The sequence below is a fragment of the Microcystis panniformis FACHB-1757 genome, from assembly GCF_001264245.1.
In the GTDB taxonomy this organism is placed as follows: Bacteria; Cyanobacteriota; Cyanobacteriia; order Cyanobacteriales; family Microcystaceae; genus Microcystis; species Microcystis panniformis.
The window spans coordinates 2,924,049-2,936,117 of sequence record NZ_CP011339.1 but is presented as its reverse complement, the minus strand read 5'-3'; the positions used below and the strand labels follow the sequence as shown (position 1 = coordinate 2,936,117).

Below are 12,069 nucleotides of genomic sequence, written 5' to 3'. Positions count from 1 at the left end.
GATGCTGGTCACAGAAACAAGAGTGTAGCTTTCTATTTTAGGCTATTTATCCTCTGACTTGAAAGAGGCAGAAGGCAGGATTCAGTTATCAGTTATCAGTTATCAGTTATCAGTTATTAGTTATCAGTTCACTGAGAAAACACCCCACACCCCACTTCCCCACACCCCACACCCCACTTCCCCACACCCCACACCCCACACCCCAGAAAAAGCATACTCAGCCATACAAGCAAATAAAAACGAAACTTTTGCTTTGAGGATATCTCCTGACTGGTAGGATAAAAATGAACCATACTAGGCAGTTTAACCTCCACGCCGCCGAGGCCACACCTTTAATCATCAAAGGAAAAGTATTTATATGTCTAAAAATCAAGTGTTCGACTTTTTCGCCTTAGCCGCTAAAAACGAAGAATTGGGTCAAAAAATGCGTTCAACCCAAGATCCTCAGCAATTACTAGAGATAGCTCGCTCCCAAGGCTTCGATTTCTCCCTTCCTGAATTAGAAGCGGCACTCAAATCCTTGCACGAGAGTCCCGACTTTTTCCAAAAGTTAGCTCATGCAGTGTTAGAAGTTTTCAGTCCTAACCACGATAATTATCCCTCGATCGGTGTCCAACCCTACGAAGGTGAGATCGATCGCTAGAATCAGTGATCAGTGATCAGTTACCAGTGACCAGTGATCAGATGTGAGTTTTCAGTTCACTGATTACTCAGGGTAAGCGCATCTTAACAATCCTTGACAAAATGAACTTTATGTGAGTTGCTTACCCTGAGAGCGATTCAGCCATATTTGAGGAGAATTGGCCATCTCAATTGTTAAGCAAAAATCGACCCATTTGGTCGATTTCGTAACTATACAGCAAACGGCTCACAAAATTTAATTGTCAATAGCGGTTGAGATGCTCTCACCCTGACTGATTACTGTTCACTGTTTACTGATCACTGTTTACTGGACGGCTACGCCGTGCCTTTGGCAACACTGACAAAGGCTCCCCCACTCCCCAACCCCAGCCGTATATAGTATAAAAAAATTATAAAAAAGCCGAAATCAGCGAAAAATAGGCTTTTATCTGCCAGTAAATCTGGCAGCGACAATCAAGCTGCCAAAAGAAAAGTGAAAGCGCAAATGCAGTCATAGCAAAGGTTTTGGCCGTAAATGTCCTGAGAATTGCTGAGGCTGATGGACGAAGGGAAGGAATGATTAACTTTCGTTAACGTGAAGATGAGAAATAATCATAATGTTTTATATTGTCAAAGGTGTCATAGTTTCCTATGCTTTTTTTAGGTTGATAATTTTGCCTGACTCGTCAAATTTTTACCAACCAGCCCTAGAAAATAAAATTAGTGGATGAAAACGGTCACGATCGAGATAAAATCTAGGATGGTCTTACCCCCACCTTGCCACGATCCCGACTGCCACCAAAGCTAGAGCAGGAAAAGTAACAAGGAAAGAATTTGACTGAAACAAAGTTGATAACGCTAACGAGATTAATAGTTTAGTTTGGCTTGACAAGCGAGGAACAAAAAAATGCCAATTGCAGTAGGAATGATTGAAACCCTAGGATTTCCCGCCGTTGTGGAAGCGGCAGATGCCATGGTCAAAGCCGCCAGGGTGACTCTAGTGGGTTACGAAAAGATCGGTAGTGGTCGCGTCACTGTCATTGTCCGGGGAGACGTTTCAGAAGTGCAAGCTTCTGTGGCTGCCGGAGTGGAAAACGCCAACCGGGTTAACGGAGGACAAGTGCTATCTACCCATATCATCGCCCGTCCCCACGAAAACCTCGAATACGTGCTGCCCATTCGCTACACCGAAGAAGTAGAGCAATTCCGCAGCTATTAAACACCGTTTCGGGGTCAGCATCTATAGAGTCGAAGAAAGCCAACCATTAGGAGACAAAAATATTATGTCAATTGCAGTGGGCATGGTGGAAACCTTGGGTTTCCCAGCCGTCGTCGAGGCGGCTGATGCCATGGTAAAAGCCGCCCGCGTAACCCTAGTAGGTTACGAAAAAATTGGTAGTGGTCGCGTCACCGTCATCGTCCGGGGGGACGTTTCGGAAGTACAGGCCTCCGTATCGGCGGGGACAGAAGCGGCATCTAATCGTGTTAAAGGTGGTCAAGTCCTCTCGACCCACATCATCGCCCGTCCCCACGAAAACCTCGAATACGTTCTTCCCATTCGTTATACAGAAGCCGTGGAACAGTTTCGTGAAAGTGTTAACCCGCAACCTTTAAGACGAATCTAGAGCGCAACTAACTTTTAGTGTAAACAAATTCCATGCAAATTGCCAAAGTTTGCGGAACCGTCGTTAGCACCCTGAAACCTCGCAGTATGACGGGAGTGAAACTTCTGCTTTTGCAATTCATCGACGCTCAAGGGCAACTTTTGCCTAAATACGAAGTAGCGGGTGATATTGTCGGAGCGGGGCTTAATGAATGGGTGCTAGTGTCCCGGGGAGGAGCGGCTCGGATCGAAGACGGGCAGAACAATCGCCCCCTTGACGCGATGGTGGTGGGGATTATTGACACTATAACCGTAGAAAATCGCACCCTCTACAGCAAGAGGGACGAATTTCGTCAATCCGGTTAAACATCGATAGAACCCAAACACAGTTAATTAACAACCAGCCAGCCAAATTCAGTATGGAGGAAGACTAACTATGGTCGTCCGCACAACGGCGGCTAGTCCGAAAAAGCGGACCAAATCCCCAGAGGAAACGCGCATAGACGAGAGTGCCAAAGTCCACACCTTCTCTAACCTCAGTGGCGCTATCGAGATCGGGGCGCGAGTGGTGATTGCTCCGGGGACTTCCATCCGCGCCGATGAAGGAACCCCCTTTCACATTGGCGACGACAGCAAAATTCAGGACGGAGCAATCATCCACGGTTTAGAAAAAAGCCGTGTGGTGGGAGATGACGGCCGAGAATATTCGGTGTGGATCGGCCGGGGCAGCTGTATCACCCACATGGCACTCATTCACGGGCCTGCCTATGTGGGCGATCGCTGTTTTATCGGTTTTCGCTCCACCGTCTTTAATGCCCGCATTGGTGCCGATTGCATCGTCATGATGCACGCCCTCGTTCAAGACGTGGAAATCCCCGCCGGGAAATTCGTGCCATCCGGTTCCGTGATCACCAGCCAACAACAGGCCGACCGCTTACCCGATGTCACAGAAATCGATCGAGCCTTCACCCGTCACATTGTCGATATCGACCTCGCCCCCAGCGTCCCGGTCAAAGCCCACAGCCCAGCGACTCCTCCACCGGCAGCCGCTATAAACATCGCTAATGAGACGCTATATAGAAATTCGGTGACACCTATGAGTTTAAATACAAACATTCGAGCGCAGGTTCGCTCCCTCCTCTCCCAAGGCTACAAGATCGGCATCGAATACGCTGACAAACGCCGCTTTAAAACCAGTTCTTGGTTAAGTGCCGGCTTTATCGACGGCGGCCGCGAAGAACAGGTATCCCAATCCCTAGAAGCCTCCCTGAGAGACCTGCAAGGCGAATACGTCCGCCTGATCGGAGTCGATCCCGCCGCTAAACGGCGCATACTGGAAATGATTATCCAACGCCCCGAAGACACCCCGGGAGAACCGGCCCGCACCACCACCGCCGTCCACGGCGGTCATGGCAACGGTAACGGCCATTCCGACCTGTCGGTACAAGTGCGTTCCCTGCTGGCCCAAGGGCTGAAAATCGCCACCGAACACGCGGATAAACGCCGGTTTAAAACCAGTTCTTGGTTAACCGGACCTGCGATCGAAACCAAGAGCGAAGCGGGCATCATTCGCGATATTGAAGCGATCGTGACTGAAAATAGCGATGAGTACGTCCGCCTGATCGGGATCGACCCGCAAGCGAAAAAACGCGTCGTCGAAATGATTATTCACCGCCCCGGCAGCGCCCCCGCTAGTAACGGCAGCGGCAAAGCCAGCAGCTACAGCGCCCCCGCTAGTAACGGAGCCAGTTATAGCAGCAGTGGTAGCTTAAGTGGGGAAACGATCGCTCAAATTCGTTCCCTGCTCGCCCAAGGCTACAAAATCGGCACCGAACACGCGGATAAACGCCGGTTTAAAACCAGTTCTTGGCAGAGTTGCGCCCCGATCGAAAGCAATCGCGAATCTGATGTAATTACTGCTTTGGAAGATTGTTTACGGGAACATAGCGGCGAATACGTCCGCTTACTCGGTATCGATGCTAAAGCCAAAAAACGGGTTTTAGAAACGGTGATCCAGCGTCCCGATGGTTCGGTGAGTAGTAATGGCAGCAGTAAAACCGCCACCGTTGCTGAACCGAGTTTCAAAAGCTATGCTTCTGGTTCTTCTGGCGGCGGTACTGCCACTTTAACCAGTACCTTAACCGCAGAAACGATCACTCAAATTCGCTCTTTATTGAACCAAGGTCACAAAATCGGGGCCGAACACGCGGATAAACGTCGTTTTAAAACCAGTTCTTGGCAAAGCTGCACCCCGATCGAGAGCAGTCGCGAATCCGATGTGGTGGCCGCTTTAGAAACCTGTCTGCGCGACCATCAAGGGGAATACGTTCGTCTGATCGGGATTGACTCCCAAGCGAAACGCCGTGTTCTCGAATCGATTATTCAACGCCCTTAATTTCAGGACTCGGCGATCGGTGAAGGGAGATAGGTGTTAGGTGTTGGCGGACTGGGAAAAATACCCGAAACTCTAACCCCTACCCCCTAACCCCCGATCACTGATCACTGATCACTGAATAACTGTCAATTATGTCCTTACCCCCCGTTCAACCTATTAGCCGCTCGGAATTCTATGTCAATGGTGATGTAACCATTGATGAGAGTGCGATCGTGGCTCCGGGGGTGATTCTCCGAGCAGCCCCCAATAGCCAAATAATTATCGGTGCGGGTGCTTGTCTGGGTATGGGAACAATTTTAACCGCCTATCAGGGTGTGATTAGTATCGGTGCAGGGGCAATTTTAGGTACAGGTGTTCTAATAGTCGGTCGGGGTGAAATCGGTGAAAATGCCTGTATTGGGTCAACCACAACGATTTTTAATGCTTCTGTGGCAGCGATGTCGATCGTGCCGTCTGGTTCCCTGATCGGAGATACTTCCCGTCAAATTACCATCGAGGTGTCAGCGACCCCATCGGAACCGGAAAGACCCCCTTTACCGGAACCGCAACCCGTAGTCAGTCAAGTGTCCCCAGTGCCGTCAGTGGAGGAAGTGATATCCGAAACCGTGGCCAGTCCTTGGGATGGCGAGGAAATGGTCGCCGAGGCCAGTCCCGCGGAAACCAGAGAACAAGCATCTACTACTAACCGACCGAATCAAGCATCGGTGGTCGGAAAGGTCTATATCAATCAGTTATTGGTCACGCTATTTCCAGAACGTCATCGTTTTAATGGCAACAATAACCATAATTCTTGAAGGGGAAAATAATCGTTCACAAGCCAAAAATCTCAACAATAATTACTGAGTAATTAGACCTAATTTATCTAGAGTTCACTGCTGTCTAACTGTCCTCTAGGTACTGAGTATAATTGCTTAGAAATCCTGTTAATATTTAGCGATTGCCGACAATTTTTTGAGGTTGTAATTATTGATAATCTTCCTCAATTAAGGAGTAGTTTTAATAGCTCAAAGCCTGATGAGCAGAAGTTTCTGTGTGTCAATCAGGTAAATTTTTGTTGATTTTTTTGTGTTTTTGTAGAGATTGTCAAAGTTAGATGACGACAGATTAAAGAAACTAATCCCCCCGAGAAAAAAAAACAATCAAAATTTTAGGGATAGAGAAAAAAAATGATCAGAATAGGATAAAGTTCGTGTTAAGATGATCAGTTGAAAAAAACATTAGTGAAAATTGCTCCCTAACTTCGCTCCTAGCAGCAGGGGAAAGGAGCTTAAGAAAAATCTATGTCGGTTGACGGCGAGATTTTACAGGTGCGACTAATCATGCAGTTTATGGAGGAATAATCCCAATGGTGCAAGCCAAATCCAAAGGTTTCCAGGCCGGCGTAAAAGACTACCGACTGACCTACTACACCCCCGACTACACCCCCAAAGATACCGATCTACTAGCTTGCTTCCGGGTAACACCCCAACCAGGAGTTCCTCCGGAAGAAGCAGGTGCGGCAGTAGCGGCGGAATCTTCCACAGGTACCTGGACCACCGTTTGGACCGATAACTTAACCGACCTCGATCGCTATAAAGGTCGTTGTTATGATATCGAACCCGTACCCAACGAAGATAACCAGTTCTTCTGTTTCGTTGCCTATCCTTTAGATCTATTTGAAGAAGGTTCCGTCACCAACATCCTCACCTCGATCGTTGGTAACGTTTTCGGTTTCAAAGCTCTACGCGGTCTCCGTTTAGAAGATATCCGTTTCCCCGTCGCTTTAATCAAAACCTTCCAAGGTCCTCCCCACGGTATCACCGTTGAACGGGACAAATTAAACAAATACGGTCGCCCCTTACTCGGTTGCACCATCAAACCCAAACTCGGCCTTTCCGCTAAAAACTACGGTCGTGCCGTTTACGAATGTCTCCGCGGTGGTTTAGACTTCACCAAAGACGACGAAAATATTAACTCTCAACCCTTCATGCGTTGGCGCGATCGTTTCCTCTTTGTCCAAGAGGCGATCGTTAAATCCCAAGCAGAAACCAACGAAGTTAAAGGACATTACTTAAACGTAACCGCTCCTACCTGCGAGCAGATGATGCAACGGGCTGAATTCGCCGCCGAAATCAAAACCCCCATCATCATGCACGACTACCTCACTGGTGGTTTCACCGCTAACACCACCCTGGCGAAATTCTGCCGCGACAAAGGGTTACTGCTCCACATTCACCGGGCAATGCACGCGGTTATCGACCGTCAGAAAAATCATGGTATCCACTTCCGCGTTTTAGCTAAGTGCTTACGTCTCTCTGGTGGTGATCACCTGCACTCGGGAACCGTTGTCGGTAAACTCGAAGGTGAACGCGGCATCACGATGGGTTTTGTTGACCTGATGCGTGAAGACTATGTAGAAGAAGATCGCGCTCGTGGTATTTTCTTCACCCAAGACTACGCCTCCTTACCCGGGGTAATGCCCGTTGCTTCCGGTGGTATCCACGTTTGGCATATGCCGGCGCTGGTGGAAATCTTCGGTGACGATTCCTGCTTACAGTTCGGTGGTGGAACCCTCGGCCACCCCTGGGGTAACGCACCGGGTGCCACCGCTAACCGTGTGGCTCTGGAAGCTTGTATCCAAGCTCGTAACGAAGGTCGCTCCTTGGCCCGCGAAGGTAACGACGTTATCCGGGAAGCTTGCCGTTGGAGTCCTGAACTGGCTGCCGCTTGCGAACTCTGGAAAGAAATCAAATTCGAGTTCGAGGCTATGGATACCCTCTAATACAGCCATTCAGAAGGTTGTTAGCAGTTATCGGTGCAAAATAATGCCGGGGACTTGCCCAAAATCGGGAAGCAGTCGCTAGAATTTCAACACTGATAACTGTCTAGCCAATAACTGAAAACTGTATAAAATGTATCCGAAAAAAGTTGTTCAAGATACCGCGAAAGTCTTACAAAGTTACCTAACTTACCAAGCGGTTCGCACGATTATCGATCAATTGTCAGAAACTAATCCCACTTTGGCTATTTGGCTGAGTCACTATACTTCTAGCCATTCCATTCAGGATGGCGAGGCCTATATTGCGGGGTTGATGACTGAGAATAAAGAGTTAGTTTTGCGGATCATGACGGTAAGAGAACATCTAGCCGAACAGGTTTTAGAGTTCTTGCCAGAGATGGTAAAAACGGGAATTATTAATGACAACACCGAACATCGTCGGCAACTTTTGGAACGTCTCACCCGTACTGCTATAAGTCAACCAGAGACATCGGAATTAAATCTCGATGTTGATGATCTACCCAACCCATAAGGAATCAAGAAACCCATGAAAACTTTACCTAAAGAGAAGCGTTACGAAACTCTTTCCTACTTGCCCCCCCTCACCGATCAACAAATTGCTAAACAAATTCAATACATGATCGATCAGGGTTATATTCCTGCTGTGGAATTTGAAAAAGATCCCAAACCCGCAGATTATCATTGGACGATGTGGAAACTGCCTTTATTCTCTGTTTCTGGCCCCCAAGAAGTTCTTAATGAAGTTCGCGAGTGCCGCACCGAGTATTCTGATTGCTATATCCGCGTTATCGCTTTTGACAACATCAAACAATGTCAAACCATGAGCTTTATTGTTCATAAACCCAATGCCGGCCGCTACTAATTTGGCTGTAGTTTAAAGGTTTGTAGGGATGGCCGCGAGGCCATCCTTTTTTTGGTGGTTTTTAACACGGGTAAACGATCGGCCGATATTTGGTAAGTTAGAAGTGATGAACTGACTGCCGATCGAACCTATGCCCCGTACTCATCTATTAGAGAACTCCATAAAAAAGATGATCCAATAGTCAAGTGGTTTGATAAGGGATTTCCACAAACCACTTTGGCAAATGGGGAAGTCGATTAATCTGTTTTTCCAACTCTGCCATTGCCTTCTGAATCAACTTTACCCCAGTGTGGTAAACCTTCTCAATGAGCTTGACGACCGGATTTTTTCCTTTGAAGGTAAGGGTTTCGGCAAAGTGAAGCACCGTTTCCACACCCCAAGAGTAAACTCCCCTTCCAATGCTGCTCCAGCCAGCCAAAGGTACGTTCTACTGGATTGTACTTGCTGTGATAGGGGGGATAGTAGGCTAACTCAATGTTCAATTGCGACTGCTGGGCAAAGGCTACCATCCGGTTCATAAACTGAGTACGACGAGAATGGTTCTCCGGCCCATTGTCTTGGTTAATCACCAATTTGTGAATGTGGCTAAAGCGGTCTTTTACCATCGCCCACCACTGCTCCAGCAAGTCCACAATACAATCTGCGGTCAGTTTAGAGCTGACAAAGAACAAGTACAGTTCATTGTATTCGGGGAGGAAAATACCATAGGGGGTGAGGGTGGTGCTCGCATCAAAATCATGATCTAAGGCAATAGTGGTCACTCGCGTTTTGCCTCCTCGGTCAAACTCTCCAACTTTGACCGCTACTTTGGCATCCATTGAGATACGTAAGGTCTGCGGGTCAGCATCGGCCTGTTGATTAACCGAGTGGATTTGCTCAAAGATGGCATCCGTTTCCGGTATTTTCTTTTGCGGTTTCGCCTTGACTACTCGTTTTAATCTATATCCCATCTCGTTTAATCGGCAACGAATTGTCTCCTCACTGGGTAATTCCTCCGGATGGTAGCCTTTCTGCTCTATCAATTGACGACGCACTTCCGATGCACTTATCCGGCTGTATAAACGGGTGCTTTTGAAACTAGGATCGGTCTGTGCCTGGGGTTCTACCAAGGCTCGTATGTCTTCGAGCAAATTAGGTAATTTTTCTTCTACTCGCTTGCGTCCACTGCGATGATAACCATCTTCGAGTGCTTGTCCACTGGTCAATTCCCCCATCCCTTTGCGGATTGTTCGCCGATTCCAGCCCAATTCTCGTTCGGCAAAGGTTTGCCCTCCAATACCTAACGTTTTCACCACTTCTGCCATAAATTGTCGTCTGTCACTGCCTTTCAGCTTTTGGGCAGTTTTGATATAAAGGGCTTTCAGACTATCGGTTAGTTGAATCAGGGATGCTGGTTTCATGCGAGTTCCTCACTCTGAGGATTTTCCCGTTATTATAGGATCAATCATTCTCTGTAATTCTCTTAGATACCCGAACCAGCAATTTTAGCGATCTCATCGGCAATGGCAAAATCTACCGAGTTCCCCTTTTTCAAAGAGATTATTCGTGGAAGGAAGAAAATTGGGAAGATCTCTGGCAGGATATTCAAACGCTCTATGAAAACCCCGATTCTAGTCATTACATGGGAGCGATCGTTTTACAGGGTTCCCAGCGATCGGATACGGATTTTACAATTATTGACGGACAACAACGATTGGTAACGATTAGTATTCTCGCTATAGCGATTATCGAAAAAATTCAAATGTTAATCGATCGGGGGGAAGAAGCGGAAGCGAATAGAGAACGACAACGGCTTCTCAAAAGCGGTTATTTGAGTAATAAAGATCTGGGTTCTTTAAAAGAATCTAGTAAATTAATTTTGAATGAAAATAATAATGATTTTTATCAAAGTCGTCTCATTAACTTTAGACTTCCTCGCAATCCTCGATCGCTCGCAAATCCAACCAACTCCTATGGAAAGCTTTTCAATACTTTTCGGATTCATTGCCAAAGCTTACAAGCGTAGTTAACAGTGGAAAAGAACTGGCAATTTTTTTAACGGATACCGTTGCCAAAAGACTCTTATTTATTCAGATTAATGTTGAAGATGAATTGAATGCGTATACGGTTTTCGAGACCCTAAACGCTGACAGGGGGACAAGCAAGCTGAAAAGCTTATGTAGGGTTTGCTGAATAACTGTGAAATACTTATGATATAAGGATTACAGCCATATTAAATTCCCAAAAAGTCAAGAAAAAGGGACAGAAAACGGCTAAAATTGCTAAAATACCCTTGCACTTATCCGACAAGAACATATGTACCGAAAAACGAACGAGTCTTCAATTGCCCCAGAAAACTTTGAGTTGCCTTTTGAGGGAAAATTATCAGCAGATAATCGCTGGATAATAATGGCAGAGTTAATTCCCTGGGAAGAATTTGAAGAAGAATATGCCCAAAATTTTGACGAAGAAATGGGTGCGCCAGCCAAACCATTTAGGATGGCATTAGGAGCATTAATTATTAAGGAAAAATTAAAAACAAGCGACAGGGAAACCATAGAGCAAATCAAGGAAAACCCCTATTTACAGTATTTTCTAGGGATGTCAGCCTATAGTAATGAAGCTCTATTTGATGCGACAATGTTCGTTAATTTTCGTAAAAGAATCAGTAAGAATTTAATCAATAAAATTAATAAAAGAATGGTGATGAGAGAGAGAAAAAAGAAGGAAATTGAAGAAAAAAGTGAAAGAAAAGAAGAAGAAAAAGAGAGTCAAATAAAAAATAAAGGAAAATTAATATTAGATGCAAGTTGCGCACCTGCTGATCTAAGTTATCCCCAGGATTTAGGGATATTAAATCAAGCAAGAAAGAAAACAGAAAACATTCTAGATTGTCTCTATCAAAGTTTGAGAATCAAGCTGAAGAAAAAGCCAAGAACTTATAGAAAAAGAGCGAGAAAAGATTATTTAAAAGTAGCCAAAAAACGTCGTTGTTCTCAAAAAGAAAGACGAGAAGCTATCAAGAAGCAACTGCAATATATCAAAAGAAATCTATCTCAAATAGAGAAATTAATCGAGGGGGGATCAGAGTTAAGTAGTCTCAGCAAAAGAAACTACAAAATGTTGTTAGTGGTGACAGAAGTTTATCGTCAACAATTGTGGATGTGGGAAAATAAATCATCGAGAATTGATGATAGAATTGTGAGTATAACCCAACCACACATCCGCCCTATCGTTAGAGGAAAAGCAGGAAAACCAGTTGAATTTGGAGCAAAAATCTCAGTAAGCTGTTTTGAGAGTTATGTATTTTTAGACCATTTAAGTTGGGATAATTTTAATGAATCTGGGGACTTACAAGCGCAAGTAGAAGAGTATAAAGAATTCACAGGATATTATCCAGAATCAGTTCATGTTGATAAAATTTATCGAACTAGAAAAAATCTAGCTTGGTGTAAAGAAAGAGGAATTAGAATCAGTGGAGTTCCTCTAGGAAGACCACCTAAAAATATTAGTAAAGAAACTAAAAAACAAGCTCTTGAGGATGAAGGAATTCGGAATGCAATTGAAGGTAAATTTGGTCAAGCAAAAAGAAGATATAGTCTTGATTGTATCATGACAAAACTTGATAAAACTTCAGAAACTTCCATTGCCATTACTTTTTTAGTCATCAATCTTTCTAACCTGCTTAGACAGGTTAACTGTCTTTTTTTGTCCCTATTTCTTTATACATCTAAATTTAGCTTTATTCATCCCTCTTTGATTAGAAAAGATGATAAAAAAGCTGATTTCTCAACAGAAAAACTTATCTTAAATTCGGGCTGATTTTTGAG

At 45.4% G+C, this 12,069-nt stretch carries 13 protein-coding genes; 12 read left to right on the top strand and 1 reads right to left on the bottom strand.

Features of this window, described 5'->3' with window-relative positions; translation table 11 throughout:
* Positions 1–58: 58 nt before the first annotated feature.
* The 10 genes from VL20_RS28815 (at position 59) to VL20_RS14100 (ending at position 8,260) form a co-directional block, all read left to right on the top strand.
* Positions 59–277 carry a hypothetical protein gene (locus VL20_RS28815; protein WP_284525789.1) on the top strand — a complete coding sequence of 73 codons (219 nt, stop codon included), beginning with the start codon at positions 59–61 and terminating at the stop codon, positions 275–277.
* 81 nt (positions 278–358) lie between these two features.
* On the top strand, positions 359–643 hold the full coding sequence (locus tag VL20_RS14140; RefSeq protein WP_002759324.1) for a Nif11-like leader peptide family natural product precursor: 285 nt from the start codon (positions 359–361) through the stop codon (positions 641–643).
* Between the two features lie 885 nt (positions 644–1,528).
* Positions 1,529–1,840, top strand: coding sequence for a carbon dioxide-concentrating mechanism protein CcmK (locus tag VL20_RS14135; RefSeq protein WP_002734613.1), 312 nt, complete (start codon positions 1,529–1,531; stop codon positions 1,838–1,840).
* A 64-nt stretch (positions 1,841–1,904) separates the two neighbouring features.
* Complete coding sequence (locus tag VL20_RS14130) at positions 1,905–2,246, top strand: carbon dioxide-concentrating mechanism protein CcmK (protein ID WP_002733426.1); 342 nt, start codon at positions 1,905–1,907, stop codon at positions 2,244–2,246.
* A gap of 32 nt (positions 2,247–2,278) precedes the next feature.
* Positions 2,279–2,590 carry a beta-carboxysome shell vertex protein CcmL gene (locus tag VL20_RS14125; protein ID WP_002734360.1) on the top strand — a complete coding sequence of 104 codons (312 nt, stop codon included), beginning with the start codon at positions 2,279–2,281 and terminating at the stop codon, positions 2,588–2,590.
* A gap of 70 nt (positions 2,591–2,660) precedes the next feature.
* On the top strand, positions 2,661–4,619 hold the full coding sequence (locus VL20_RS14120) for a RuBisCO small subunit-like domain-containing protein (protein WP_052276859.1): 1,959 nt from the start codon (positions 2,661–2,663) through the stop codon (positions 4,617–4,619).
* 131 nt (positions 4,620–4,750) lie between these two features.
* A complete protein-coding gene (locus tag VL20_RS14115) occupies positions 4,751–5,413 on the top strand; it encodes a beta-carboxysome scaffolding protein CcmN (protein WP_052276858.1) in 663 nt (220 codons plus the stop codon).
* A gap of 551 nt (positions 5,414–5,964) precedes the next feature.
* On the top strand, positions 5,965–7,380 hold the full coding sequence (locus VL20_RS14110; RefSeq protein ID WP_002753365.1) for a form I ribulose bisphosphate carboxylase large subunit: 1,416 nt from the start codon (positions 5,965–5,967) through the stop codon (positions 7,378–7,380).
* 130 nt (positions 7,381–7,510) lie between these two features.
* Positions 7,511–7,909 (top strand): RuBisCO chaperone RbcX, encoded by a 399-nt coding sequence (rcbX, locus tag VL20_RS14105; protein WP_002732424.1) that lies wholly within the window; start codon positions 7,511–7,513, stop codon positions 7,907–7,909.
* A gap of 15 nt (positions 7,910–7,924) precedes the next feature.
* The gene (locus VL20_RS14100; RefSeq protein WP_002741682.1) at positions 7,925–8,260 is read left to right on the top strand and encodes a ribulose bisphosphate carboxylase small subunit; all 336 of its coding nucleotides are present in this window, start codon (positions 7,925–7,927) and stop codon (positions 8,258–8,260) included.
* A gap of 181 nt (positions 8,261–8,441) precedes the next feature.
* Here VL20_RS14100 and VL20_RS14095 read toward each other — a convergent pair.
* Positions 8,442–9,642 (bottom strand): ISAzo13 family transposase gene (locus tag VL20_RS14095; RefSeq protein WP_223213110.1). Its coding sequence is split into 2 segments (ribosomal slippage): positions 8,442–8,639 and positions 8,641–9,642, totalling 1,200 coding nucleotides; the frame shifts between segments, so codons are not numbered across the junction.
* A gap of 74 nt (positions 9,643–9,716) precedes the next feature.
* On the opposite strand from VL20_RS14095, the gene VL20_RS14090 reads away from it, so the two are divergent.
* Both VL20_RS14090 and VL20_RS14085 read left to right on the top strand, forming a co-directional pair.
* The gene (locus VL20_RS14090) at positions 9,717–10,265 is read left to right on the top strand and encodes a DUF262 domain-containing protein (RefSeq protein WP_369800475.1); all 549 of its coding nucleotides are present in this window, start codon (positions 9,717–9,719) and stop codon (positions 10,263–10,265) included.
* Positions 10,266–10,555: 290 nt separating this feature from the next.
* Positions 10,556–12,061: an IS5 family transposase gene (locus VL20_RS14085; protein WP_052275229.1), complete on the top strand. Its 1,506-nt coding sequence runs from the start codon at positions 10,556–10,558 to the stop codon at positions 12,059–12,061.
* Positions 12,062–12,069 lie beyond the last annotated feature (8 nt).